Genomic DNA, 26157 nt, shown 5'->3' on the forward strand with positions numbered 1-26157 from the left:
CACCAGCGTGGGAGACTTTAAGAATGAACAGAATTACCGCGCGACGCAAAATTACCCGAATCACCGTCGGTGCCCAGCCTCTGGCTGGCGAGGACCTGCTTGCGGTCGAAGAACCGCTGGAAATTCGAGTGAACGGCCGCCGCCTTGCCGTCACGATGCGTACCCCGGGTAACGACATCGACCTTGCGGCGGGGTTTCTGGTCTCGGAGGGCGTCATCACGCAGGGCGACGATTTTAATTCGGCCCGCTACTGCGCCGGGGCGCTCGACGGGGTCAACACCTATAACGTGCTGGACGTCACCCTCGGTGCCGGCGTCGCGCCACCGGAACGGAGCTTGGAGCGCTCCCTCATCACCAACAGCTCCTGTGGCCTGTGCGGCAAGGAGAGCATCGATGCCGTGCGCACCAAATCAGTCTTTGAGATAGCGGATGACGCGGTGCGAGTGACTGCCGAATTGCTCACGACTTTTCCCGACAAGCTGCGCGCGGGGCAGAACGTGTTCGAGAAGACTGGCGGCATTCACGCGGCCGGCCTGTTCGATGCCGCTACCGGCGAAATGCTCGTGCTGCGCGAAGACGTCGGCCGGCACAACGCCGTCGACAAGGTCATCGGCTGGGCGGTCAAGGAGAACAGGCTGCCGCTGACCGGCACGGTGCTCATGGTATCGAGCAGGGCGAGTTTCGAACTCACCCAGAAGGCCCTGATGGCGGGCATTCCCGTGCTCGCGGCAGTCTCGGCGCCCTCGTCACTCGCCGCGGAGTTCGCCGTCGAGGTCGGCATGACCCTGGTCGGCTTTCTCCGCGGCAACTCCATGGTCGTCTATGCCGGCGGCGACCGGATCATCGACGCACACAGTGACGAGCAGGCCGCCTGACTCAGGCTAGGCAGCGGCGCCGGCCGGAACGAAGCGCACGGTCATGGCCTTGTAACCGGGGGTGTTCGATTCGCGGGCCACGAGCTCGCGGTGCATGAGTGCGTTCGCCTCCGGAAAGTACGCAGCCGCGCAACCGCGCGGTGTCGGATAGACCACGAGGCGGAACGTGTTGGCTCGGCGCTCGACGCCCTGGTACGTGCTGATCACGTCGACCATATCGCGGTCGGCGAAGCCCAGCTCGGTGACATCGTCTTCGTGGATGAGGATGACGCGACGACCGTTCTTGATGCCGCGGTAGCGGTCGTCAAGACCGTAGAACGTGGTGTTGTACTGGTCATGGCTGCGGATGGTCTGCAGAATCAAGTGACCCTCTGGCGCCGACAGGTACTCGATCGGGCTTACCGTGAACCGGGCCAGACCAATATCGGTGGCAAAGCTGCGCGTATCGCGCGGCGGGTTGGGCAGCACGAACCCATTCTTGGTCTTGAGCCGAACGTTGAAGTCGACGAAGCCGGGTACGACGCGGGAGATGTGGTCACGAACGACGTCGTAGTCTTCCGCCATCGCCTTCCAATCGACCGGGTGGTCTTCGCCGAGCGTGGCGTTGGCCATGCGGGCAATAATCACCGGTTCGGCGAGGAGGTGCTCAGACACCGGCTCGAGGCGTCCCTGAGTGGTGCGAACGACCGACATCGAGTCTTCCACTGAGAGCACCTGGCGGCCCGACGGATGCTTGTCATCGGTATCCGTTCGGCCGAGCGTCGGCAGGATGAGCGAGGTCAAACCGTGCATAACGTGCGAGCGATTGGGTTTGGTCGACACATGCACGGTGAGACCGACGCGCTGCATGGCTTTCTCCAGCAGGTCGGTATCGGAGCAAGCCAGGGCGAAGTTGCCGCCCATGGAGACGAATACGTCGACGCGGTCGTGCACGAAGGCATCCACCGTGTCGACGGAGTCGAGGCCATGCTCCCGCGGGGATACGATGCCGAACTCGGCGTCGAGGGCGGCGAGCATGGGCTCCTTCGGCTTTTCCCACACACCCATGGTGCGGTCACCCTGCACGTTGGAGTGGCCGCGCACCGGGCAGGCGCCTGCGCCGGGCTTGCCGAAGTTGCCCTGCAGGAGCAATAGGTTGATGATCTCCTTGAGGGTGTTCACCGAGTGCGGCTGCTGGGTCAGTCCTAGCGCCCAGCAGATGATGGTGGCCTTGCTCGCGATGAGCAGTTGCGCCACCGTCTCGATCGCGGCACGGTCCAGGCCGGTGGCTTTTTTCGTTTCGGCCCAGTCGACCACCGAACGGGCGGCTCGATAGGCCTCGATTCCGTCGGTGTTCGCGGTGACGAACTCGTGGTCGATGACCGACCCCGGTACGCGGGCCTCCTCTTCGAGCAACAGATGACCGAGCGCCTGGAACAGGGCCAGGTCACCGCCGACCTTGATCTGCAGAAACTCATCAGCCAGGTTGGTGCCCTTGCCGACGACGCCCTTCGGAGTCTGCGGGTCCATGAAGTTGAACAGTCCCGCTTCGGGCAGAGGGTTGACGGCCACAATCTTGCCGCCGTTGTCCTTGCATTCGGCCAAGGCTGACAGCATGCGCGGGTGGTTGGTGCCCGGGTTCTGGCCGACCACCATAATGAGTTCGGCCTGGTGGATGTCTTCGAGCGAGACCGTACCCTTGCCGATGCCGATCGTGGGGTTCAGTGCTGAGCCGGAGGACTCGTGGCACATATTGGAGCAGTCGGGCAGGTTATTGGTGCCGATCGACCGGGCAAACAGCTGGTACATGAACGCCGACTCGTTGGCGGTGCGGCCAGACGTGTAGAAGACGGTGCGGTCGGGCACCGTGGCGCGAATCTGCTCACCGATGAGTTCGAAAGCATCATCCCAGGAGATCTGCGAGTAGTGCGTGTCGCCCGGGCGAATGACGACGGGGTGCGTAATGCGGCCCTGGTTTCCGAGCCAATACTCGGTCTTGGTGGCGAGCTCGGCGATGGAATGCTCTGCCCAGAACTCGGGCGTCACCGTGCGTAGCGTGCTCTCTTCAGCGACGGCCTTCGCGCCGTTTTCGCAGAATTCTGCGGTCTTGCGATGTCCCTGGGATTCCGGCCACGCGCATCCGGGGCAGTCGGTGCCGTCGCGCTGGTTGAGGCGCAGCAGCGACCGTGCGGTGCGAACGAGACCAGCCTGGGCAATACCCCGATCGAGCGCCACCGCTACGGCTTGGATGCCAGCAGCGTGGGTCTTGGGCGCGGTGACGACAAGATTATTTTCGTTGATGTCGTCGATAGGTGCTGAACGTGTCATATATCTATCCTGCCTTGCCGCCAAGGGGAATTCCCCCGAATTACTAAATGGGCGAGATTTTGGAACGAAATGTGCTTGATGAATCCTCTAGGATTGCCTCCGCAGACTATTAAGTCAATCCGTTTGCGGAGTACGTCCACGGCCATCGTGGACAGCCGAAACGCACAGCAGAGTCGCTATCGCCATACCGGCAGCAAGGATATCTCCATGAGCTGGCTCGACCGAGACCGCACCATCGCCCCACCCGGTTTTAACCGCTGGCTGATTCCGCCGGCCGCACTCGCCGTGCACCTCTGCATTGGTCAGGCCTACGCCACGAGTGTTTACAAGACCGCGCTTGTGGCGCACTTCGACGCCAGCCTGGTGCAGATCGGGGTGATCTTCTCAATCGCCATCGTGATGCTCGGCCTGTCGGCGGCCATCATGGGTACCTGGGTCGACACCAACGGGCCGCGCAAGGCCATGTTCGTCGCGGCTCTGTTCTGGTCGGGCGGATTCCTCATCGGTTCGCTCGGAATCTTTACGAACCAGCTGTGGCTGGTCTACGTCGGCTACGGCTTCATCGGTGGTATCGGCCTCGGCATCGGTTACATATCGCCCGTCTCGACGCTCATCAAGTGGTTTCCGGACCGCCCGGGCCTCGCCACCGGCATGGCCATCATGGGCTTCGGCGGCGGCGCCCTCATCGCCAGCCCGGTGTCGACGGCGCTCCTCGGCTTCTATGACCCCAACTCCGGGGCAGCGAACTGGGTGGCGAGCGGCGACTCCGTGGGCAAGCTTTTTCTCACCCTCGCCGTGATCTATCTCGCGTACATGATGTTCGGGGCTTTCACGATCAAGGTTCCGGCTGCTGATTGGGTGCCGGCCGGTTTCGATCCGTCGAAGGTGCGGGTCAAGGCCCTCGTCACGAGCAACCACGTTTCAGCCAGGAACGCCATTCGCACGCGTCAGTTCTGGCTGCTCTGGGTCGTCCTGTTCTGCAACGTCACGGCCGGTATCGGCATTCTCGAGCAGGCCGCACCGATGATCCAGGACTTCTTCCGGCAGAGCGACGGCAACTCGCTGGTCTCGGCGGCCGTCGCCGGAGGCTTTGTGGGCTTGTTGTCGCTCGCTAATATGGGCGGACGATTCGCCTGGTCGGCCACGTCGGACAAGACCGGACGCAAGAACATCTACATGGTGTACCTCGGCGTCGGCATGGTGTTGTACGTGCTGCTGGCCCTCTTCGGATCGAGTACGACGGCGCTCTACGTTGTACTGGCCTTCGTTATCATTTCTTTTTACGGTGGCGGTTTCGCTACCGCTCCGGCCTACCTGCGGGATTTGTTCGGAACCTTTCAGGTGGGGGCCATCCATGGTCGCCTCCTGACGGCCTGGTCAGCGGCCGGCATTGCCGGTCCGCTCATTGTCAACTCGTTCCTCGATGCTCAGGGCGCTCCGGGTGAGTTGACGGCCGCGGCCTATCAGCCGGCCCTGCTCACCATGGTTGGGCTGCTCGTTGTTGGCTTTGTGGCGAATCTTTTCGTGCGACCGGTTCACACCGACTTTCACGAACCCGAAAAGCCGCTCGTCGGTGCAACAGCTCGGAAGGCGCACGCATGAAGGTTCTAAAAGTCATTGTGGCTTGGGCGCTGGTAGGGATCCCGCTGGCCTTTGGCATTTCTCAGACACTCGCGAAGGTGACGGCCCTGTTCGGCTAAACCCGGCATTTGCAGATATAAACAGATAGAGCCATGCCCCATTCACTGGGGCGTGGCTCTTTTTTGCGTCTTGAGTGCTCGGCACCGATCAGGCAGTCTGTCAGCCCTGGCGCCCTCATTCATGCAATGATGGCAAATGGGGAAGTCGCTAGCCAGGCTAGCTATACCTGATTCGTTCGCTTTCGGGTTCGGGATCCTCGACGTTTCTCGCACCGAAAGTTCCGAAATTCACCCATGTTCACTCGTGGCAACCCCGAATCGCCACGATTGATTCGACGAGTTTCACGAAAAGGAGCAGTCAATGGCTACCCACACCGCACTCGATGAACAACGATCCGCCGCAACGCTGCTCGAGGGAATTCGACGCGCCGACGACCTCACCGTGGCAGCCAGCCGCGATGGAGGCGCCCGGGCTGTGCGCCTGCTGGCACAAGCCGCGACCGATCCGAGCGACCAGCTCACCGCCATCGCCGCCGTGCACGCCCTCGCCCAGGTCTTCGACGACTCCGCTGACGAGGTGCTTGTTGCCTTGCTGCACCACGACTCGGCTTTTCTGCGTGAGCACTCCGCCTGGGCCTTCGGCACCCGCCTGCCGCGCTATGACGCCATCGCCGACCTCGTCACGCTCGTTCGGCAGGGCGGCTTTACCGGCATGCTCGCCCAGCGCACTCTGGAACAGTGGGGATCTTCGGCCGCCGATCAGGTGGCCCTGTTCCTCGAAGGTTCCCTGCTCGGCATGACCGAAACGGATGCCCGCACCCGCCTCATCGAGACCATCGGCCTCATGCCTGGCCGCATTCCCGAGCGGTTGCTGCGTCGGGTGGCCACCGACCGTGCCGAGAGCCTGCCCGCTCGCGCCGCCGCCATCGCCGGCCTCGGTGACCGATTCCCGAGCGAAGCTGTGCTCGAATTACTGAGCGTCCTCTCTCAGGACGACAATGCGAGCGAACTCGCCGCCGTTGCCCGGCTGGCCCTGTTCGACCTGACGGCGACGACCGCACCACGCCCGAAGTGGAACCAGGGCGCCACAATCGCCCAACTCTTTCTGCACGCCGACATCGACGGTGAACTCTCCCAGGTCGGTGCCGGCGACAACGGTGGCATCGCGACCCTGCTGGTGCGGCTCGGTGACGCCCTCGTCGCCGAGCCGGCCGGCCGAGGCAGCGGAACGGAGAGCGCCGCGGCATCCGCTTTGCGTGCGCCGTTTGTCGGAAGCCGTCTCGGGACGGGCCGCGAAGATCGGGTCGATCGGGTCATCACCATGTCCCGCGGCAGCCACGAGTCAGCGCTTGATGGACTGGCCGACGTCGGAGCGACCCGGCGCGGGCACTCCTTCGCGGCGGTTCCGTTCGTCGGTGGTCCGGTGCCGTCGATCGACTCCTGGCCTCGGCGGGTCGCAGCGCAACGCGGCATTCGGCGCATCCTGCGCTCGGCCGGAGTCGTCGACGCGATTCACCTCCGCATGGCCGATGTCGGCAGCCTCGCCGCCGCGACCGTGGCCCGCGACCTGGACATTCCGGTCGTCTTCACCGTGGCCCCCGACCCGCACGGCGTGATCGACTCGCTCGAATCGAGTGGCGCGCTCACCCGAACGAACTTCGGCGAGGTTGATGCGGTCGAACACTTCTGGTTTCGTGCCCGCCTGGTGCAGCGACTCGCCGCGGATGCCGCGCACACCGTGCTTTTTCCGCGCCCGCACCTGCAGCAGGACATTGAGCGCCTGATCGGAATCGACATTGACGCACACCCGGAACGACACTCGGTCATTCCGGAGGGTATCGACCTTGCGGTGATCGATTGTGCCCGAACGGATGCCCTGGCATCGCTTAGCCAGTCCGGCGTGAGCGGTTTGGTCGCCAGCGACGACGACCTCAGCCACGACCAGGACCCGATTGATCACTTCGACCACGACCTTGACCGCATCGACCGCACGAATATGGACGATGCTCGCGCTGCGTCCGCCGCGCTTGCCTTCGACCAGCTCGACGCGCTGCTGGGCACCCTTCCGCCGTCCCGGCGCGGACTGCCGCTGCTGATCAGCGTCGGAAGGCTGCACCGCGTCAAGGGCATGGCGGCCCTGGTCGAAGCCTGGACCGGGGACCCGACCCTGCAAGAGCGCTGCAACCTGCTGATTGTGGGCGGTGATTTGGAGCATCCGTCCTTTGATGAGGGCATTGAGCTGGCGCGCATGGCCCGTTCCCTGTCTGGCGCGAATCGTGACGACGCTGCGTCCCACGGCCTGCTCCTGGCCGGGCATCGCGCCAACGACACGGTCGCCCGCTGGCTGGCCGCGATCCGCTACGGCCGGCCCGGGCTCGCTGCGCCGTTCGGTGTGTATGTCTGTGCGAGCATGAAGGAGGAGTTCGGCATCGCGCTGCTCGAGGCGATGGCGACCGGCCTCGCGGTCGTCGCGCCGAACGGCGGCGGACCGGCCACCTACGTCGAGAATGGCGTGACTGGTTTTCTGGTCGACACCGGCGACGCGCAGGCTCTCGGTTTTGGCATCCGCGATGCCCTCGCCGTGGCGGCCGGAGTGCACGGCGGCGAGTACGCTGACCTGGCCCGGCGCATGGTGGCCGACAACTTCACGATCGAAGCCATGGCGAGCACACTCGGTTCGGTCTACCGGGACGTCGCCGTGGCGACCGAGCCGGTCGCCTGGGAGCTGAGCGTCTCATGACCCTGCTCATCATCAGCCCCGACTACGCCTCGCACCTGTACCCGCTCGCGACGCTCGGCACCGCCTGGGCGCAGGCCGGCGAACGCGTCGTGGTGGCGAGCGGACCGGCAACGGCCGACATTGTGGCCGCGTTCGGGTTCGAACGGGAGAACCTGCAGCTGGGCCGCGGTTCCAACCCCGGCACCATCCGGGTCGAGCAGCAGCCCGCCGGCGAAGATGACGCCCTGCGCGGGTTTTTCGACGCCACCCGCCGCGGAATGGTCGATACCCTGCTCTTTCAGGCTGAGGCCCGCAGCAGCGATCTGCTCTATAACCCGGTCGCGATCGCCCGCAAGGTGCAGCGCATCGTCGAACGGGTGCAGCCCGACCAGGTGATCGTCGACCACCTCGCCTTCAGCGCCCGGCTCGGGCTACTCAGTGCGGGCGTGCCGCACGCGGATGTGGTGCTCGGGCATCCGTCTGCCCTGCCCGTCGGCCCGGAGATCTACGGTTACCCGCCGGCCTGGCCCGCCGTGTTCTCGCCCGACGTTGGCGAGTTGGCGCTGCTCGAGCTGCAGTGTGCGGCCGTTCGCGACTCGTTCACCGCTCAGTGGAACGACGCGTTTTTTGAACTCGATCCGTCCGCGGCACCGACCCTCGATGCCTTTCAGGAGTGCGGGGATCTGCTGCTGCTCAACTATCCGGGCGAACTGCACTCGTCGGCGCGCACGGACCAGCTTCCACCCCACCGGTTTCTTGGTTCGGCGGTGCGCTCCGAGGCCGTCGACCCCGAGGTCGAAGCCTGGCTGGCGGCGGATTCTCGGCCCGTCGTCTACGTGAGCTTCGGAAGTTTTCTCTCGGTGCGCGGTGATGTGCTCGCGCGCGTCGCCGAGGCCCTGAGCGGGCTGCCGGTGCGGGTGGCCATGGCTGTCGGAGCGACCGAGCGCGAAACGCTCGGCCCCATTCCTGATTCCTGGCTGGTGCGCGGGTTTCTGCCGCAGGTGCGCCTGCTGCAGGAGGCCGTGCTCGCGGTGACGCACGGGGGTAACAATTCTGTGACCGAGGCGATGACGGCAGGCGTGCCGCTCGTTGTGCTGCCGTTCTCCACCGACCAATTCGCCGGCGCAGCCGCCCTCGACGCGGCGGGCTTCGGCACCTCGCTGCCGCCCAATACCGCAACCGTTCTCGCGTTGCGCGACGCCTGTGAGCGGATGCTGAACCTCGCCGGCGAAACGCGTGCCCGTCTCGACGCCCTCGCGGTGTCGCTGACCGTGCAGCCGGGCGCGGCGCGCGCCTACGCGGCGCTGACGCGGGTGGTGGCGCGGGGGTAGTTCAGGCGCAGTTTCGTTGAGCCACGAGGGTTCGGGACCTCACCATTTGTTCCGGGCCTGGGCCCGGAACGTGGGCCCAGGTTAGATCATGGGCCCATGTTCCGAAGGTGGGCCCGGTGGTTCGCGGGGACGGTCGACGTCGGCCCCGGTGCCGAGGTCGCCACACTCGACCGCTTCGACGTCGTGCGCGCGCAGATAGGGTCGCGCGCCGGAATCGCCGGCGAGAGTCTCGAGGAGGGACGCCCAGTGCGACCGGCCGATCACCACGGGATGCCCCGGCTGGCCGGTAAACCGGGCCTGACGCAGTGTGCCGGCCGACGCGGCGGCCGAGCCGGGCGCATCCGTCGTCTCGTAGGTCCTGCCGATCAGGCGAGCCACCGTCGCCGCGTTCAGGTCGGGTACGTCGACGGGAACGACCGCGATAGCCGTGAGCTCGGGGTGGTCGAGGGCGCAGCGCAGGCCGGCGCGCAGGGAGGCAGAGAGTCCTTCGGCCCAATCGTCGGCCTGCACGACTAAAACGGATGCTGTTGGCCGGTTCGTGCTGCGGGGTCGCGCACCGTCCCTTGAGGCCAAGGGATCCGTTTTGAGCAGCGCCGCGGCCTCGGCACCGCGGGCGCCGAGCACGACGATGACCGGGAAACACCCGGCGGACGCGAGCACGTCGACGGCATTCTGCAGCCAGGATCGGCCAGAGGCATCGTGCACGAGCGCCTTGGGCATGCCATAGCGGGAGCCAGCACCAGCGGCGAGCACTAGTCCGGCCACGTGGTTGGGTGCCGGCGGCTTGTGCATGTCTGCCATCGTAGGGTTCACGAGCCGTGGCGTGGCGCCATGTTCAACTACAGGGCTCCGCCGAGCCGTGAGTTTCGGGCGCCGAGACGTGAGGTTTGGGCCTGTTTTGTGCCGTTTTGGCCCCAAGACTCACGGCTCGGCGAGCGGATGTGTCCCTAGCTCTGCCCCGCCCGCTCCAGCCCTGCGCGCGATGTGGGCGTGCTCACCAGGGACTCCGGCGACGAGGTCCTTGACGTTGGGTGGCACAGGCTGGTCGCAGCGGTAGCGATGTGCTCGAAACCTGGCTACTCCGCCGCAAAAGCGCATACGCTGTGAATGTTACCGACCGAAGGATTCGCCGTGTCCCTCCACTTCGAACATTCCCCTCAGCGCCACGTTCCCGGCCCGGGTGAGTCGTCCATCCCACAGCTCGAGGTCGACCAGACCATCGCGCCGCGTCCGGAGGAAGAGATCGCCGACGCCCTGCGAGCGGAACCAGACGTAGTAGATCACAGCGAGCATCGAGTGACAACACCCCCGGGTTCGGGAGCGAAATAAGGCGAAAAGGGTCGTCACATGTCGCTGGACTCTGGATGCCAAGTGGGCGACATCGAGTCCGGAAGCTCATACGCGTTCGATTTTCAGGCCCAGGATGTCAGCTGCGACAGGCCCGTAACGCGCCGGAAACCTCCGCTGCCTAAACTGGCCACCTGAAACTTTGGTTTCACCATGCCGAGGGAGTGAAACACATTTCCAGCCTTCCGATCAACCCGCCAGCGCGGCTTCTCATGGGTCCGGGCCCGATCAACGCCGATCCCCGGGTGCCGCTCGCCGTGGCTGTGTCCGAACGCATCGCGCGTTCCGGCCGCGCCTTGCCGTTCGCGCTCGGAGTCGTCGCGTTCGGCGATGAGGAGGGCACCCGGTTCGGCACCACGCTGCTGGGCAGCCGTGCCCTCGCCGGAACCTGGCAGGCCGAGTCGTGGGAGTTGCGCGACCGGAACGGTGTGCGCCTCGAGGCGGCCTGCCGGGCGTTCGGGCTGGATCCGGCGTTGATCGGTGCAGCCGCGCGAACTCCAGCCAACCTCATCGGCTACCTCGAGGCGCACATCGAACAGGGTCCGGTGCTCGACGACAGCGCCCTCGCCTTCGGCGTCGCCTCCTCGATCGCCGGGGCGCGGCGGTTCAATCTCGTGATCGAGGGGGCCGCCGAGCACTCCGGCGCTCGCGATGGCGACCTGCCGTCGACCCCGTTTTCGATGGCCGGGCATGACGCCATGGCGCTGGCGGCGCTGACCGACATCGGCATGCTGCTCGTGCGGTGTCGCGGTGGCGTCAGCCATCACCCCGACGAGTCGGTCACCGAGGCCGATGTGGCGCTGGCGCTCGATGCCTCAGAGGCCGCAATGCTCGCCCTGGCCGAGCAGTATGACGTCGAGGAGATGGATTCCGAGTTCGATGCGCGGGCCTGCGCTCTGCTCGATTTTCGGGGTGATTCCGGCCGGCGTGGCCGAACCACCGGACGGCATGCCGGTGGGTGCATCCCAGACCAGAACCGCTCCGACCGGCACGATTCGGACCGGCACGATTCGGACCGGCACGCGTCAGACCTGCGCGCGTCCGACCGGCGCGCGTCCGACCGGCTCGACACCGATCCGGCAGCGCAGTGACCGCCACCATGAACATCGGACAGCGCATCGACGGGCAGTACGGCGACCTGTCGCCGCAGGAACAGCGGGTGGCGGACTTCATCCTCGACCATCTGAGCGACCTGGCCGTCTACAACGCCACCGAACTGGCCCGGCTCAGCGGGGTCTCCAAGGCGACCGTGTCGCGGCTGTTCCGCCGGCTCGGCTTTCAGGATTCGGCCGAGGTGCGCGAACACGCGCGTGCCCTGCGCCGCAACGGGGCCCCGGTGGGCGGGCCGGGGGCATCCGCTGGAACGCCGTCGCGCCTCGCGGCGCACCTTGCGGGGGAGCAGGAGAACCTGCGCCAGCTGCTGCAGAATCTCGAAGACGGCCGGCTGGATGCCGCGGCGCGGCTGATCGCGCACGCCGGCAACGTCGTCGTGATCGGGCTGCGCAACAGCTACCCGCTCGCCCTGCACCTGCGTCAGCAGCTCGCCCAGGCCTGCGACAATGTGCGGCTCGCGCCGCTGCCCGGGCAGTCGATCGGTGAGGACCTGGCCGGCCTCGGCGCGCACGATGTCGTCGTATTGTTCGGATTCCGGCGCCGCACGGCCGGGTTCGGGCAGCTGGTCGCGGCGATCGAGCGGCGCGGGATTCCCCTCGTGCTGATCGCCGACTCCTCCGCCCGGCGGCACGCCGATGGCGCCGCCGTCTGGCTCGACTGCCCGATTGACAGCGCCAGCGCATTCGACAGTTATGCCACCGCGATGAGCCTGATCAACCTGCTCGCGACCGGCGCCATGGGCGCGCACGTGCGCGTGACCCGCACCCGCATCGCGGCCATCACCAGCATCTACGACGATCTCGACGAACTCGAGGCGCCGTGGTGAGGTAAGTGGGCCCCATGCTGACTCTCGCCGCCCAGCGCTCTGCGACCGCCGACGTGTCGGAGCACTATCACGTGGCCCTGCTGCTCGCCCCGTTCGCGTACTCCACCTATCGCGGTAGCTGACCCGTGCCGAGCCGTGAGACTTGGCCTCAAAATCACGGCGCGACGAGCGGATGCGCCACCCGACTCGACTATTCCACGCTCACCCGGCGGCCACGAACGTAAACCCCGGTGATCGCGGGCTCGCGCAGGGCGAGCAGCAGCGCGAACAGGGTCTGCTCGGCGGCCAGCACCGCGTCGTCGGCGCGCACGGCGTTCGCCAGCACGAGTGCGAGCGGTTCCCAGCGGTCCGGGTCGATGAGCAGAAAATCCGCATCCTTGCCGAGGTCGAAGTTGCCGAATCGGGCCTCCATATCGAGCGCGCGGGCCCCGGCGAGTGTGCCGGTGAACAGCAGCGCGGCCGGGTCGAGTGCCACTCCGGCGTCGCCGGGCTCGGACAGGTGTGATTTGTAGCAGTCGTTGAGCACCCGCGCGACGAGCCATTCGTCGCCGGCACCGACATCCGTTCCAATCGCGACGTTCACCCCGAACCCGGTCGTGCGCCGCCACGGCATGGTGCCGGAGCCGAGGAACGCCTGCGAGGTCGGGCAGTGCGCGATCGACGTGCCGGTGTCGGCGAGGCGGGCGAGCTCCGAATTCTGGCAGTGCACGGCGTGGGCGAGGATGCTGCGGCGGCCAAGCAGCGACGAGCCGCCGCGGACGGAGCCCGGCAGGAAGCATCCGTCGTAGGTGTCGAGGTAGGTTTTCGTGCCGAACACCGAGCGCACCGCGTCGATCTCTCCCGTGCCCGGCCGGTCGTTCTCGTTGAGGTGACTGTGAAAGTACACGCCTCGCCCGCGCACCGAGTCGTAGAGCTCGCCGAGGCCTGCGAGGGTTGTCGGCGTCACCGACAGACTGAACCGGGGCACGATCGCGACCTGCAGCAGCGCGGTCTGGGCGTCACCGGTGTCGACGGCGTGCCAGCGGTCGATCTCGGCCGCCGTGAGCTCGATCGCGGCCTGCTCGCTCGTGACCAGCGCCTTGGCGGAGTCGGTGCCGACGGTCTGGATGCCGCGCCCGCTCACCAGGCGAAGGCCGGCCTTCTGCGTTTCTTCGAACAGGGCGTCCTGCGCCGGCGCAAACGCTGAGCCGAACACGAGGGCGCTGGTCGTACCGACGGATGCCCGCCGCCGCGTGAAATCGCGCGCCACCTGCCGGGCAAAACCCGGGTCTTCCAGCCGCGACTCGGCCGGGAAGACGCACTCGTCGAGCCATTCGAGCAGCTGGCCGCCACCGTAGGCATCCGTTGTGTAGGTCTGCGGAAAATGAATGTGGGTGTCGACGAACCCCGGCAGGATGAACCCGGTTCGGGTCACCGGCAGCGCAGTGAACGCGGCCGGCAGGTCGTTGAAGGGCCCGACCCAGGCGATCGTGCCGTCGTCGGCCGTGACGAGGGCCCCGTCGGGCACCGAAACGAGCTGCGAATGGGCCTGCGCCACTGTGGGAGCGCCGGCTATGTGAAAAATGTGGCCGCGAAAGACCGCGCTACCCGTTGATTCGTACATATCTACGGATATTATCGTGTTCTGGCGTCGAAATCGGCAATTTTGACCGTTTGCGGCGAGATTTCTCGTTGTCCTGCCGGTATGTTCTCGACCAGCCCGTTATGCGAGTTCCCGGCCGGCGCGGTGTCTGCAACGTGCCGCGGGAGCCTGTTTTCACCCTACTGAAATCGGATTCGTCCCATTCGTGGGTTTGGAAACCTGCCTGATACGCCGCGTGATCCCGCCGAAATATGCGGCCCGGCAGGTCGCGGGAGTGCTGCCCCGCGTTCGTCGAGATTGCGTCGGTTAGTCGTATGGTGATCTCTGTAAGCTCGATCAGCGAAATGGTCGGCTCGCGCGGGTCGGCCGCCTGTCCGGTGGCCGTGACCGCCATCGACTGGCGCTAGCCGGTTTCGGGGCCGCGACCCGATGTGTTGGTCGAGCTGGCCGAGACCGCCATCGACCGGCGCGAGCTACCCTGCGCGAGCCGGGCCGCGCATCCGCTCAGCCGTGCAGCAGACGCCAGATCCGGTCGCGGGACATGGGCAACTCGGTCGGACGGATGCCGATCGCGTCGCGTATCGCATTGGCCAGCGCCGGCGCGACCGGGTTGTAGGTTGACTCGCTCATCGACTTGGCACCGAAGGGCCCGAGCACGTCGTGGCTTTCGGCAAAGTACACCTCGGTGACCGGCAGATCCACGAGCTGGGGCACGTGGTAGTTGCGCAGCACCCGCGTCGTCACCGCTCCGGCGCCGTCGAGCACGATTTCTTCGAACAGGGCGGTGCCGAGCGCCTGCGCGACTCCGCCCTCGATCTGTCCGCGACACTGTTCGGGGTTCATCACGAAGCCGGCATCGGCGGCCTGGATCGACTGCAGAATGCGCACCTCGCCGGTGTCGGTGTTCACGGCCACTCGAAACGCGTGCACGTTGAAGGCGAGCGAGCGCAGCGCTCCGTCTTCGCGGCGCATCGCTGTGAGGTCGACGTCGTTGGCCGCGGCCCAGGCTGCGAGGTCGTCCAGGGTGACGACCGCACCCGTCGCACGCAGCCCCTCCCGTTCAAGCTGCCAATCCACCTCACCGAGACCGCTGCACGATGCCGCTGCCCCGGCCAGGGATTCGGCCAGCGCGGTCGCCGCGGCGAGCACGGCTTTGCCGGCGACGACGACCCCGGCCGAGCCGAACGCGCCGGAATCGTAACCGGCAGCATCCGTGTCGGAATGCACCAAATCGATTCGGTCGACAGACGTGTGCAGCGCCGTCGCCGCGATCTGCGCGTGCACGGTCGTAGTGCCGTTGCCGAACTCGGTCGTGCCGACCCGCACCAGATAGCGTCCGCCAGCGAGTAGCTGAACGGATGCCTGCGAGCGGTGGCCGCGGGGCGGCGTGGTCGCGATCATCGACGACGCCATGCCGGAGCCGACTTTCCACTTTGCACCGACCGGAACGACGGACCGGTTGCCGCGCCCCAGCGCCGACTCGGCGAGGTCGAGGCACTGGTCGAGGCCGTAGCTTCCGAAAACGAGGTCGGGCCCTTCCTCGTGCGTGACCACGAGCGGGTCGCCGGGCTGCACCGAATTGAGTCGGCGCAGTTCGAACGGGTCTATTTCGAGTTCCCGGGCCAGGTCGTCGAGCGCGCTTTCGATCGCGAAGATAATCTGGCCGAGGCCGTAGCCGCGGAAGGCGCCCGACGGCGGGTTGTTCGTGTAGACGCTCTGGGCATCCACTCTTTTGTTGGGCACGTTGTAGAGCGCGACGGACTCACTCGTGCCGTGGAACATCACGCCCGGGCCGTGGTTGCCATAGGCGCCGGTGTCGGCGAGCACGCCCAGTTTCAGGGCGGTGAGGCGGCCATCGGCCGTGGCGCCGAGGGTCACGTCGATCGCAAACGGATGCCGCACCGGGGCGATCGTGAGCTCGTCGGTGCGGGTGAATTCGTACTGTACCGGCTGGCCGGTACTGAGCACCGCGAGGGTGACGAGGTCTTCGGTGAGCAGCTCCTGCTTGCCGCCGAAACCGCCGCCGACCCGGGCCGTGAACACCCGCACGCCGGCCGGGTCGAGGTCGAACAGCCGGCATATCTCCTTCTGCACCAAAAACGGAACCTGCGAGCTCGTGCGCAGCACCAGCCGGTCGCCGTCGATCCAGCCGATCGTGCCGTGGGTTTCGAGGTGGGTGTGCGAAATGCGTTGGGTCTGCCAGCTGCCCGAGATAACGGTGGTCGCCTCGGCGAGTCCGGCCGCAACGTCACCGAATTCGCCGTGCAGTTCGGCGACGAGGTTGCGCCCCGGGTCGGCCAGTCGCGACACGACCGGGTCCTTGTCGCCGTGCACCAGCGGGGCACCCGGCAGGGCAGCCAGCCGAGGGTCGAATACGGCATCGAGCACCTCGTACTCGACGTCGATCAGTCGGCAGGCGGCCTCGGCGATCGCGACCGAGTCGGCGACGACCGCTGCCACGCGCTGCCCGCGAAAACGCAGGGTCTGGTCGAAGACCAGGGTGTCGTCGGGGTCGTCGAACCGGCTCTCGTGCCGCGCGGTCGAAAACAGGGTCGTGGGGGAGTCGGCATGGGTGAGCACGCGGTGCACCCCGGGCAGCCTGGCCGCTCTCGACGCATCAAGAGAGCGGATGCGCGCGTGCGCGTGCGGACTCCCAAGCACCGCGAGGTGCAGCAGCCCGGCAACGGAAACGTCGAGGGTGTACGGCTCGAGCCCGCTCACGACGCGCTCCCCGGCGATCGCGCCGGCGGAGGTGCCAACCGGGCCGATCGTGCGGCTCGTGGTGGAGTGGCCCGTCGTGGACTCGCTCGCCCTGACCCGTCCGGTCGAGGCCGATCCGGTCGAACCCGCACCAGCCGAAGCCGGCTCGGGAGTGGCCCGGCCGGTCGTGCGCACCGGTCCGAGGCTGGACGTTTCGGCGTGCTCGCGCTCCGGGGCGACGTGGCAGGAGCCCGCCGGCGGGGTGTGCTGGCCGCGAATGGCGTCATTGATCGAACGGTAACCGGTGCAGCGGCAGAGGTTTCCCTTGAGCAGGCGGGGAAGTTCGTCGGGGTCGGTGCTGAAGCCGGCGTCGACGCCGTTTGCACGGGTGGTGTCGGCATCCGCTTCGATGGCGGCGGCGGTGACGACCATGCCGGGTGTGCAGAAGCCGCACTGAAAGCCGGCGGCGTCGACGAAGCGCTGCTGCACCGGCGCGAGGTCGCCGGGCTGGCCGAGGCCAGCCGCGGTCGTGATCTGCTTGCCGGCTGCCCGGTAGGCCGGGTAGATGCAGGAGTGCACGGGCGTGCCGTCGACCTGAACCGTGCAGGCGCCGCAGTCGCCGGTGTCGCAGCCCTTCTTCACCTCGAAGTGTTCGTGGTCGCGCAGCAGGGTGCGCAGGCACTGGCCGGGTTGGGGCGTCGCCTCGACCGGGCTGCCGTTGACCTCGAAAATGACCGTGCCGACCGTCGCGACCCGTTCCAGCGTCATGCGAGACCTCCAACAAGTTCAGCGCGAATTTCTTCGCCGAGCAACAGTCCCATCGCGCGTCGCCAGTCGGCGGCGCCGTGGGCATCCGTGAACCAGCAGTCGATCGCGGTAATATCCCCGGCCAGCACCTCGGCGGCGGGTAGCTCCGGGTACCGCAATTGCACCGGATGCAGCGTCGCCGCCGTGACCGTGAGCACGAACAGACCGTCGGCATCGAGCCGCCCGGCGAGCACCGCGCCCGAGCGTCCGAGCGGCGACAGGGCGATCTTGCGATACGCCGTCTGCGACTGCAACGCGGCGAGCGGAACGTGAATAGAGCGCAACACATCACCGGGTGCGAGCACGTTGGTCATGTTTCCCGTGACAAACGAACGGGCCGGCACGACCTCATCGCGCCCACCAGCACGCCAGACCAGAACCTCCGCGTCGAGCGCGACGGCGAGAGTGATCATGGGGCCAGCCGGCAGAGAGGTGGCCAGGTTGCCGCCGATCGTGGCAACATTCCAGACCTTGAACGAACCGAACAATGCCGTGCAGCACTGATAGAACAGCGGATGCGCCGCCCAGCCCTCCCGCATCGGCAGCTGGGAGAGTTCGGTGAAGGTGCAGGTCGCGGCAATCTCGAGGCCGTCGTCCGTGATGGTCAGCGCGCGCCACCCGAAGGTGTGCAGGTCGACCAGGCCCCTGAGGTGGGCGCGCGGGTCGGCGAACAGCTCGGATCCGCCGGCCAGCGGCACGACGGTCGGACCGAGCGCGGCGAGGTCGCTCCGCTGTCGAGCGGAGGTGACGTGTGTCACAGTGCTGAGGTCCATGGGTCTCCGTCGCGGGCCAAGTCGAGCCGTGCGTGCGGCCTTGAGCACACGGTAATAGCGGGTTCACAGAGTAGGCTACCGCACGCTTTGCCCACCAAACTGAACCCACCATGATGATGGGATTTCGTGTAGAAACGGGGTGTCGGCACCGGTTGATTCCCAGCCGACACTGTCAGGATTTAGGCACCTTTTGACGGTGGGAGACCGAGATGACTACGACCCCAATCTTCGCGCACACGAAGTCAGCCGCCAACCCGGCTCCCGATTCACGCGTGCTCGGACGCGACCATTTCGACGTCGTCGTGATCGGTGCCGGCCCGGCCGGAGCCGCTGCAGCCCTGCGCGCCGCCGAGCTTGGAGCATCCGTCGCCATCTGTGAGGCTGATCGCCTGGGGGGCACGTGTGAGAACACCGGATGCGTGCCGACTCGCGTACTCGCCAAAACCGCAAGACTCATGCGAGAGATCCGAACGGCCGATGCGTATGGCATCTCCGTGACTGAACGTCCCATCGACTGGCCCGCCACGGTCGCCCGAGTACGGGAGACCGTGGACCGGGTTCGTTCCATGAAGGGTGAGGCCACCCGATTTGCCGATGCCGGCGTTCACCTCATCCTGGAGGGGCGCGCCCGCTTTGTAGATGCCTTCACGCTCAAGCTCGACACCGGGCGCACAATTTCGGCCGACACTGTCGTGGTGTGCGTGGGAGGTCATTCTCGCCGTCTGCCGGTGCCGGGAGCTGAACTGGCGGTAGTGCCCGAACACGTGCTCGACCTGCCTCGAGTTCCCGATCGGCTGGCGGTTATCGGCGGCGGCAACACCGGCGCACAACTGGTCACCGTGTTCAATTCTTTCGGTTCAACCGTGACGCTGCTCGACGTGGCCGACCGGGTACTCGCCACCTCCGATGAGTCCGTCTCGCAGGCCGTCGCGGAGGCCTTCGTCGAACAGGGGGTCGCCGTCCACCTCGGCATTGATGGTGTCGCCGGGCTCGATCGTGCCACGGACGGCTCGATCACGCTGACCTGGCGCGAGCACGGGCACGACGTGACAGGCAGCTTCGACGCCGTGATCATGGCAACCGGCTGGCCAGCGGATGTCGACGACCTGGGTCTGGAAGCAGCCGGCGTCGTAACGAGCCGATCGTCTATCCCTGTCGATGCGTATTTTCGCAGTTCGGTGCCGCACATCTTCGCCGTCGGCGATGCCAACGGCCGAGACATGCTGGTGCAAGCTGCACAGTCCGAGGGAGAGGCAGCAGCCGAGAACGCCGTTTTGGATGCCAACCGGCGAACCGCGCACCATTTGCTTCCGGCGGGTGGGTTCACGGATCCGGATTACGCTGGTGTTGGGCTGTCCGAGGTGGAGGCCCGGCGTCGCGACGAGCTGTGTGTGGTGGCGGTGGTACCGTTCTCGCGGCTGGATCGTGCAGTGATCGACGATCGCCAACGTGGATTTCTCAAACTCATCACCGATCGTCGGCGTGAGCTCATTCTGGGTGCTCACGCGGTCGGTGAGAACGCCGTGGAGGTTATTCAGTCGGTCACCACGGCGATGGCCGCCGGAATAGACGTGGCCACGCTGGCCAAAGTGCGCTTCGCTTACCCCACCTACAGCGCCGTGATCGGTATCGCTGCCCGAGATCTGTTGGCCGAGAACGCCGATGGGTCAGCTCGTCGCCGAGGTCACACGTCGATCGCGTAGACGAGTTCTTCCTGCAGCATGCCGAGCCAGTCATAAAGTTCGCGCAAAAACGGTGCGTCTTCACCCTCGAGGTGGACGACTCCGTCGGCGGAGACCTGCAACCGGTCGGCGAGAGTCAGCCGTAGGTCGGTGAGGCTGCGCAGCCAGGCCTGCACGGCATTGGGGTCGAGGCTGATGGTGACCGGTTGGTGTTCCTCGTCGTCCGTTTCGGTTTCGTCCCGTTCCGTTCCGAGGGTGTCCAACACAATCTGGGCGTTGTGCTCTTTGCGTTCGAGCAGGCCGGGCGCTGTGAAGCGACGAAATTCTGCCGCCGCCTCATCGTCGTCACGGTAAGCGTCGGGCAGCAGACGGCCGAAGACACCGTCGCTGCGGGCGAGCACGGGGTCGGCGGCTCCGGCATCGAGCATATCGACCAGTTGGCTGGTGGCCAGACGCAGCAGATCAACCTCGATCGCCTCGAATCGTGCGTGCAGGATACCGGAGACGTGCGGGGTGAACCGCCTCAGGCCGCTCATTCGTCAGCCTTGGCCAGGGTCGCCCAGAGTCCGTAGCCGTGCATGGCTTCGACGTGGCGTTCCATCGATTCGCGATTGCCGGTGGCCACGACGGCCCGACCGGTGTTGTGGACCTGCAGCATGAGACGTTCGGCCTGCTTCGGGGTGACCCCGAAGTAGCTACGAAAAACGTAGGCGACGTACGACATGAGATTGACCGGGTCGTCCCAGACCAGCGTCACCCACGGTCGGTCCAGTAACACGTGCTCGCGTAGCTCCGTGTGTTCGGCAGTCTTGGTCACCCCTCAAGCCTCACACGCCGCCGCGGAGTTTTCCACCGCACACGCAGACTTCCCGTGCAGATGTGCCCGCGCGGTGCCCGGGTTCGGGGAGAGGCAATATCCTTGATGTATGACGTCTTTTGCACCATCGTCCGCCGTTACACCAACCGGAACTCCCGTAGCTGGTTCCCAGCACCCCGAGTTGGCCCCACTGACCAACATTGACGTTGAACGCATTCGCAACGACTTTCCGGTGCTGCATCAGACGGTGAACGGGCATCCGCTCACCTATCTCGACTCCGGGGCAACCTCGCAGAACCCGATCAGCGTGATGGAAGCCGAGCAGGAGTACTACGAGCAGCGCAATGCCGCCGTGCACCGTGGAGCCCACACGCTCGCCGTCGAAGCGACCGAGGGGTTCGAAGCCGCCCGCGAGAAAGTCGCTGCGTTCGTCGGCGCCCAAACCGACGAAATCGTCTGGACCTCCAACGCCACCGAAGCCATCAACCTTCTGGCTTACAGCTTCTCCAACGCCTCGCTCGGCCTCGGCGGCCCGGCCGCCCGCCGGTTCAGCCTCGGCGCCGGCGACGAGATCGTGGTTACCGAGATGGAGCACCACGCCAACCTCATTCCCTGGCAGCAACTCGCGCTGCGCACGGGCGCGACGCTGCGCTTCATTCCCGTGCTCGATGACGGCACCCTCGACCTGCTGGCCGCAGCGAACATTGTCGGCCCCCGCACGAGGCTCCTCGCCTTCACGCACGGCTCGAACGTCACCGGAACCCTGAACCCGGTCGCAGACCTCGTCGCTCTCGCCCGCAAAGTCGGCGCCCTCGTCGTGCTCGACGCCTGCCAGACCGTGCCGCACCTGCCGGTCGACGTTGCGGCGCTCGACGTGGACTTCGCAATGTTCTCGGGTCACAAGATGCTCGGCCCCACGGGCATTGGGGTGCTCTATGGCAAGACCGACCTGCTCGCCGATATGCCGCCGTTCCTCACCGGTGGGTCGATGATCACCACCGTGAACATGCAGACCGCCGAGTTCTTGGCGCCGCCGCAGCGTTTTGAGGCCGGCACTCAGCGCATCTCGCAGGCGATCGCGTTGGCCGCGGCCGTCGACTACCTCCGGGAGACCGGCATGGATCGGGTCGCAGCGTGGGAGGCGCAGCTCGGTCAGCGCCTCGTGGCGGGGCTGGCCGAAATTCCCGGAGTGCGCCTGCTCGGCCCCGGGCTCGGCGTGGAACGGCTCGGACTGGCCGCCGTGGATATCGCCGGCGTGCACGCCCACGACGTCGGCCAGTTTCTCGACGACGCCGGCATCGCCGTGCGGGTCGGCCACCACTGTGCCCAGCCGCTGCACCGTCGACTCGGCGTGACCGCCTCGACCCGGGCGAGCACCTACCTCTACAACACCACTGATGAGGTCGACCTGTTTCTGGCTACCCTCGCTGAGGTCGCGCCCTTCTTCGGGGTCAGCACGGGAGTGCGCCGATGAGCGACCTGCAGCAGCTCTACCAGACGATCATTCTGGAGCACTCCAAGGCCAGGAACGGAGCCGTCGACCTCACGCCGCTGTCCGACGCCGTAGCGCTCGGCGCGGCGAGCGGCCTGCGCGTGGCCGAATCACACCAGATCAACACAACCTGCGGCGACGAGGTGACGCTGCGCGTGTCGCTCGGCGCGGGTACTTCTGCCGAAACGGATGGCGCTGACTCGGCCGGTGGCGCGGAAACAGCTGCGAGTGCCATCGTGGCCGACCTGGTCTGGGCCGGGGAGGGCTGCTCGATCTCGCAGGCATCCGCTTCGATTCTGACGGACACACTGCGCGGCCTCAGTGTGAACGAGTCCCGCGCCCTGCTCGACAACTTTCGCGAGATGCTGCGCTCGCGCGGCAAGATCGAACCCGACGAAGAGATTCTCGGCGATGCGGCCGCGTTCGGGGGAGTCTCGCGTTATCCAGCCCGGGTCAAGTGCGCGATGCTGCCGTGGGTAGCGTTCGAGGCCGCCCTGATCGAGGCCGAGTCGCGCTGACTCGCTGAGTACCTCGCGACAGCAAGGTAGCTCTCCGCCAGAGCGGAGAGCTACGAGCCATCGGGAATTGGCAGCTACCCCGCGAGAGCGGAGAGCGGAACCTGCAGCGGCCAGTCCTGGTCTTCCAGAATGAATTGGGCCGAGAGCCCGGTGGTGGCGTTGATGACGATCGGCGCCATCAGGTTCACGGTGGTCTCGGTCTCGCCGGGGTTGGCAATCACGAGCACCATGGCGTCATCGGAGCTGATCAGTTCGAGCGACTCCACCTGGGCGTCGGTGATCACGGGCGAGTAGTGCGGCAGGTAGAGCGCCGCACTGAGGGCGTAGAGCCGCGCGGTCGCGCCGTCGACCGACTGCATCGAGTACAGCCCGTCGACGCCCTCCACCTCGAAGAGTGTGAATTCGGTGAGCGGGTCGAAACCGGGCGGGGGAGTGACAAAGGTCAGGGTAATACTCATCGAAGAAAGTCCATCAGGGTTGGTTGGAGTACGCGGGCGGTGACGGCCAGGGCCGCCTGGTAGGTGACTTCCTGCAACTGCAGGTCGAGAATTGCCTGGCCCAGATCGAGGTCTTCCACGTCGGAGCGCTGGCCCTCGAGCGTGGCGGCACTCTCGGAAAGCGAGAGCCGGGCACGGTCGACCAGGGTCTGTCTGGCACCGGCGGCCGTGTGCTGGGTGAGAATGCTCCCCATGCGCTCGTCGATGTCGGTCAGAGAGGAGCTGACCGATTCGTCGGTACGCAGCTTCGTCACGATCGAGTCGATGAGGCTGAACACAGAGTCGTCGCCGGTTCCGAAGACCGCACTTCCGTCGGCATCCACGCGAATGGTGCTGTTGGCGCTCGTTCGGCGTTCCACCGTCGTCGTGGCGTCCCCGGTGAAGGTGTACACCTGCGGACTGGAAAAATCGGCAGGATCGGAGAGTGCGACGCTGTAGGCGACGCCGGCGTCGGAGTTGCCGGCGAACACCGTGCGCCCGAGGTAGCTGGTGTTGGCCACGTTGAGCAGTTCGTCGCGCAGGCCCACGAGTTCGACCGCGATGGCTTCCTTGGCGGTCGCCGACATCGATCCGTCGTTGGCGCCCTGCACGGTCAGATCACGCACGCGGTTCATGAGCGAGGTCGTGGCCGAGAAGCTGGATTCCAGCGTGGTGAGCCAGGCATCCGCGTTGGCGGTGTTGCGCTGGTACTGACCGTTGGCGCGCAGGTCCGACCGTACCTGCATGGCCGTCGCTGTGCCGGTCGGGTCATCCGACGGTCGCCGAATGGCATTGAGAGTGGATGCCGCCTCCTGCGTTCGCGCCAGCTGGGTCATGTTCTCCTGCAGGTTGCGCTGGGCTGCGCGCATCTGGGTCTGGGTCGTGACGCGTTCAATCATGGGTTACCTTCCCACCAGTCCGGTGCGGTTGATCAGGGTGTCAAGCATTTCGTCGATGGCGGTGAGCATACGAGCCGCACCCTGGTAGGCGTGCTGGTACATGAGCAAGCTCACGTTCTCTTCGTCGAGATCGACCGTGGAGTTTGCGAGCTGCCGACCCACGGCTGAATCCTGGGCGAGGCTGGCCAGGGACGCCGCCTGGAGCTCAGACCGCGTGTTGACCACGAAGCCGTTGACGAAAGTGAGCCAATTGGAGTCGGGAGAATCACTTTGGGTGCCGATCTGGGCAACCGCATCGGCCACGGATCCGTCAAAGGCTCCGCCGGTACCGGTACCGGCTCGCACGTCAGAGGTGCTCGTGGGTATCACGCGGAGCGAGAGCGCGGCCGACTCGGCGGTGAACTCAAAGAACGGGTCCGCATCGTCGGGGGAATAGGCAGCGTTGACCTGCGTGGCCAGGTCAGCCGCAAAATTGTTGTACGACGCTGCAGCTTCGGCGAGCATTCCGCCGGTCCCGTCGGCGTTGGCGGCAGTCAACAGCGATAGTGCGCCCGCCATCTCGCCGCCATCGAGGCCGACCGGTGTTGAAGATCCAGACCCCCAGGCGAGACCTACAGCACCGCCAGCCCCGCCGAGGCCAGCCAGCTTCATGGTGCCGGTCACGGTGACGGTCTTGGCGCCGAATTCTGAGACGATTGCGTTGCCGCCGATAAAGACGCTGACGGTGCCATTACCTTGGTCGCGCACGGTGGCTCCGGTAAGCGCTGACATAGTCGTGGTGAGCTGGGTGCGTTCGTCAAGCAATTCGTTGGCATTACCGCCACCCGTGAGCACAGCCAGAATCTTCGCGTTCAGCACGTCGATCTGCTCGGCTGAGCTGTTCAGCTCGGCGGCCATGGTGTCGAGTTCGCCGCGCACGCTGTTCCACTCTGCCTCGACAGCGCGGTACCCGGCAGCGATCTGATTGGTGAGTGCTCCCGCCCCAACCAACAGCAGCGCGGCAGGGGAAGCCTGGTCTGCGCTGTTGCTGAGGTCTGCCCAGGCATCCCAGAAATCCTGCAGCTGCGCTGAGATGCCGTCGTCGCCGGGTTCGCGAAACGAGCCCTCGACCACGCTGAGCGCATTCGCCCGAACGGCGGTGTATCCGGCCGAGTTGGCTGCGGCTCGTACGTGGGCATCGAGTTGAGCACTCGCGAGGCGAACGATTCCGGTAACCGTGACCCCCGCGCCCGGCGAGAAGGCGTTATTGGCCAGAACGCCGGTCTGGGCAAGGGCGCTTGTCGAGTTCGTGGATAAGCGCTGTCGGGTATAGCCATCGGTGTTCGCATTGGCGATATTCTGCCCAACCACGTCGAGCCCGGCGCGAGCGGCTACCAGACCGGAATAAGCGGTGTTCAGACCACTGAATGTACTCACGCGCTGTGCCTCACAGGTTCTGGTCCATCATGGTCGCCCCGTTGCCGGTGGTGCCGGTGGCACCCTGGGCGTTGTAGGTCTTCGTCTCAGCTGTCGACGACACGACCGATTCCTGGGCCGACCGGGCGGCCACCCGAAGAAAATTTTCGTTCACGTCGCGCAACTCTTTGATCTGCGCAGTCAGGGTGGACATCGCTTTCAGGTGTGCGTTGAGAATCTCGCCCCACGGGCCAGCCGGAGCGTGCAGCACGAGTTCGCGAAGGGTGGCCTCAGCGTCGGTGCGCCATTCGTTGGCGACCGCGGCAACCTGTACTGAACGGCTCAGGGTGGCCTCGCGCACCAGGTTGAGCACTTGCTCTACCTCCCGGGTGGCGTGTTGCAGCCACCTGGACTTTCCGCTCTCCAGCAGCAGGTGTTCCTCTTCGAGCTTGAAGATCAAAAGCTCGAGCAATTCACGCTCGCGCCACAACATCGCGGACAGCTCGTTCGCGCCCATTCATTCCTCCACACATCTCTGCTACTGGGTCAGGAACGCAATCTGATTCCCTGAGTTGAAGATCACTATCGGCTGCACCCGGCAGATTGTTAGAAAGAACTCAGACATATGCCGCGTACAAACGCCCGGTCTGTCCGCAAAAGAGAGGACACCCATATACCACTTTGGGGGGTAGTCACTATGTCTATTGGGGGTAATGTCCTGATAGATTACAGAGTGACAGGTCGATTCGCTCGAAGTCAGCCCCAAATACAGGGGGTCCTGTGCGCTACCAGACGACGCTGTCACCTCGTGTGTCACTGGCGAGAGCGCAGGCGAATTCTGAACACCCGGGGGATCGG

23 protein-coding genes are annotated in these 26157 nt (G+C 65.9%); 10 read left to right on the plus strand and 13 right to left on the minus strand.

Going from position 1 to position 26157, the window contains the following annotated elements; translation table 11 throughout:
• Positions 1 to 23 precede the first annotated feature (23 nt).
• A complete protein-coding gene (gene fdhD / locus E3T46_RS09070; RefSeq protein WP_134578298.1) occupies positions 24 to 875 on the plus strand; it encodes a formate dehydrogenase accessory sulfurtransferase FdhD in 852 nt (283 codons plus the stop codon).
• A gap of 6 nt (positions 876 to 881) precedes the next feature.
• Here the strand turns inward: fdhD and E3T46_RS09075 are convergent, their stop codons facing one another.
• Positions 882 to 3182: an FdhF/YdeP family oxidoreductase gene (locus tag E3T46_RS09075; RefSeq protein WP_134578299.1), complete on the minus strand. Its 2301-nt coding sequence runs from the start codon at positions 3180 to 3182 to the stop codon at positions 882 to 884.
• Positions 3183 to 3389: 207 nt separating this feature from the next.
• Between E3T46_RS09075 and E3T46_RS09080 the strand changes: the two genes are divergently transcribed.
• The 3 genes from E3T46_RS09080 to E3T46_RS09090 all read left to right on the plus strand — a co-directional run bounded on the left by E3T46_RS09080 (position 3390) and on the right by E3T46_RS09090 (position 8872).
• Positions 3390 to 4784, plus strand: coding sequence for an OFA family MFS transporter (locus E3T46_RS09080; RefSeq protein ID WP_134578300.1), 1395 nt, complete (start codon positions 3390 to 3392; stop codon positions 4782 to 4784).
• A 399-nt stretch (positions 4785 to 5183) separates the two neighbouring features.
• On the plus strand, positions 5184 to 7562 hold the full coding sequence (locus E3T46_RS09085) for a glycosyltransferase (protein ID WP_134578301.1): 2379 nt from the start codon (positions 5184 to 5186) through the stop codon (positions 7560 to 7562).
• Complete coding sequence (locus E3T46_RS09090; protein WP_134578302.1) at positions 7559 to 8872, plus strand: nucleotide disphospho-sugar-binding domain-containing protein; 1314 nt, start codon at positions 7559 to 7561, stop codon at positions 8870 to 8872. Before E3T46_RS09085 ends, E3T46_RS09090 begins: the two co-directional genes overlap by 4 nt.
• An 81-nt stretch (positions 8873 to 8953) precedes the next feature.
• On the opposite strand, the gene E3T46_RS09095 is transcribed toward E3T46_RS09090, so the two are convergent.
• Both E3T46_RS09095 and E3T46_RS17905 read right to left on the minus strand, forming a co-directional pair.
• Entirely contained in the window at positions 8954 to 9664 is a 711-nt protein-coding gene (locus tag E3T46_RS09095) for a nucleotidyltransferase family protein (RefSeq protein WP_134578303.1), read from the minus strand.
• A gap of 318 nt (positions 9665 to 9982) precedes the next feature.
• The gene (locus tag E3T46_RS17905; RefSeq protein ID WP_166790229.1) at positions 9983 to 10156 is read right to left on the minus strand and encodes a hypothetical protein; all 174 of its coding nucleotides are present in this window, start codon (positions 10154 to 10156) and stop codon (positions 9983 to 9985) included.
• Between the two features lie 227 nt (positions 10157 to 10383).
• Here E3T46_RS17905 and E3T46_RS09100 point away from each other — a divergent pair, with 227 nt between their 5' ends.
• From E3T46_RS09100 to E3T46_RS09110, 3 genes are read left to right on the plus strand one after another with little or no spacing between them, the layout of a single operon-like run.
• Entirely contained in the window at positions 10384 to 11310 is a 927-nt protein-coding gene (locus E3T46_RS09100; protein WP_241980560.1) for a M20/M25/M40 family metallo-hydrolase, read from the plus strand.
• The gene (locus E3T46_RS09105; protein WP_241980562.1) at positions 11307 to 12158 is read left to right on the plus strand and encodes a MurR/RpiR family transcriptional regulator; all 852 of its coding nucleotides are present in this window, start codon (positions 11307 to 11309) and stop codon (positions 12156 to 12158) included. The genes E3T46_RS09100 and E3T46_RS09105 overlap by 4 nt, the downstream gene beginning before the upstream one ends.
• A 14-nt stretch (positions 12159 to 12172) precedes the next feature.
• Positions 12173 to 12280 carry a hydroxyisourate hydrolase gene (locus E3T46_RS09110; RefSeq protein ID WP_134578304.1) on the plus strand — a complete coding sequence of 36 codons (108 nt, stop codon included), beginning with the start codon at positions 12173 to 12175 and terminating at the stop codon, positions 12278 to 12280.
• 68 nt (positions 12281 to 12348) lie between these two features.
• Here E3T46_RS09110 and E3T46_RS09115 read toward each other — a convergent pair whose 3' ends face one another.
• From E3T46_RS09115 to E3T46_RS09130, 4 genes are all read right to left on the minus strand, one after another.
• Positions 12349 to 13761 carry an amidohydrolase family protein gene (locus tag E3T46_RS09115; protein WP_134578305.1) on the minus strand — a complete coding sequence of 471 codons (1413 nt, stop codon included), beginning with the start codon at positions 13759 to 13761 and terminating at the stop codon, positions 12349 to 12351.
• The gene (locus E3T46_RS09120) at positions 13742 to 14134 is read right to left on the minus strand and encodes a hypothetical protein (protein ID WP_134578306.1); all 393 of its coding nucleotides are present in this window, start codon (positions 14132 to 14134) and stop codon (positions 13742 to 13744) included. The genes E3T46_RS09115 and E3T46_RS09120 overlap by 20 nt, the downstream gene beginning before the upstream one ends.
• 110 nt (positions 14135 to 14244) lie before the next feature.
• Positions 14245 to 17208: a molybdopterin cofactor-binding domain-containing protein gene (locus E3T46_RS09125; protein WP_134578307.1), complete on the minus strand. Its 2964-nt coding sequence runs from the start codon at positions 17206 to 17208 to the stop codon at positions 14245 to 14247.
• The gene (locus E3T46_RS09130) at positions 17205 to 18020 is read right to left on the minus strand and encodes an FAD binding domain-containing protein (protein WP_134578308.1); all 816 of its coding nucleotides are present in this window, start codon (positions 18018 to 18020) and stop codon (positions 17205 to 17207) included. Before E3T46_RS09130 ends, E3T46_RS09125 begins: the two co-directional genes overlap by 4 nt.
• A gap of 209 nt (positions 18021 to 18229) precedes the next feature.
• On the opposite strand from E3T46_RS09130, the gene E3T46_RS09135 reads away from it, so the two are divergent.
• Positions 18230 to 19723, plus strand: coding sequence for an NAD(P)/FAD-dependent oxidoreductase (locus tag E3T46_RS09135; RefSeq protein WP_134578309.1), 1494 nt, complete (start codon positions 18230 to 18232; stop codon positions 19721 to 19723).
• On the opposite strand, the gene E3T46_RS09140 is transcribed toward E3T46_RS09135, so the two are convergent.
• Positions 19705 to 20238 (minus strand): DUF2017 family protein, encoded by a 534-nt coding sequence (locus E3T46_RS09140; protein WP_134578310.1) that lies wholly within the window; start codon positions 20236 to 20238, stop codon positions 19705 to 19707. The two genes, E3T46_RS09135 and E3T46_RS09140, sit on opposite strands and share 19 nt — an antisense overlap.
• Positions 20235 to 20519, minus strand: a complete 285-nt coding sequence (gene clpS, locus E3T46_RS09145) for an ATP-dependent Clp protease adapter ClpS (RefSeq protein WP_134443168.1) — start codon at positions 20517 to 20519, stop codon at positions 20235 to 20237. Before clpS ends, E3T46_RS09140 begins: the two co-directional genes overlap by 4 nt.
• Before the next feature lie 109 nt (positions 20520 to 20628).
• Between clpS and E3T46_RS09150 the strand changes: the two genes are divergently transcribed.
• Together E3T46_RS09150 and sufU are read left to right on the plus strand one after the other, a co-directional pair.
• On the plus strand, positions 20629 to 21993 hold the full coding sequence (locus E3T46_RS09150) for a cysteine desulfurase (RefSeq protein ID WP_134578311.1): 1365 nt from the start codon (positions 20629 to 20631) through the stop codon (positions 21991 to 21993).
• Positions 21990 to 22529: a Fe-S cluster assembly sulfur transfer protein SufU gene (gene sufU, locus E3T46_RS09155; protein WP_134578312.1), complete on the plus strand. Its 540-nt coding sequence runs from the start codon at positions 21990 to 21992 to the stop codon at positions 22527 to 22529. The genes E3T46_RS09150 and sufU overlap by 4 nt, the downstream gene beginning before the upstream one ends.
• 74 nt (positions 22530 to 22603) lie before the next feature.
• Here the strand turns inward: sufU and E3T46_RS09160 are convergent, their stop codons facing one another.
• Genes E3T46_RS09160 through flgN form a run of 4 tightly spaced genes read right to left on the minus strand, consistent with a single transcriptional unit; the run spans position 22604 to position 25816 of the window.
• The gene (locus tag E3T46_RS09160; RefSeq protein WP_134578313.1) at positions 22604 to 22987 is read right to left on the minus strand and encodes a flagellar assembly protein FliW; all 384 of its coding nucleotides are present in this window, start codon (positions 22985 to 22987) and stop codon (positions 22604 to 22606) included.
• Positions 22984 to 23904 carry a flagellar hook-associated protein 3 gene (locus E3T46_RS09165; RefSeq protein ID WP_134443164.1) on the minus strand — a complete coding sequence of 307 codons (921 nt, stop codon included), beginning with the start codon at positions 23902 to 23904 and terminating at the stop codon, positions 22984 to 22986. The genes E3T46_RS09160 and E3T46_RS09165 overlap by 4 nt, the downstream gene beginning before the upstream one ends.
• A gap of 3 nt (positions 23905 to 23907) precedes the next feature.
• Entirely contained in the window at positions 23908 to 25320 is a 1413-nt protein-coding gene (gene flgK, locus E3T46_RS09170) for a flagellar hook-associated protein FlgK (RefSeq protein WP_134578314.1), read from the minus strand.
• Positions 25321 to 25330: 10 nt separating this feature from the next.
• Positions 25331 to 25816 carry a flagellar export chaperone FlgN gene (flgN, locus tag E3T46_RS09175; RefSeq protein ID WP_134471752.1) on the minus strand — a complete coding sequence of 162 codons (486 nt, stop codon included), beginning with the start codon at positions 25814 to 25816 and terminating at the stop codon, positions 25331 to 25333.
• Positions 25817 to 26157 lie beyond the last annotated feature (341 nt).

It is taken from the genome of Cryobacterium sp. Hh11 (assembly GCF_004404045.1).
Lineage (GTDB): Bacteria > Actinomycetota > Actinomycetes > Actinomycetales > Microbacteriaceae > Cryobacterium > Cryobacterium levicorallinum.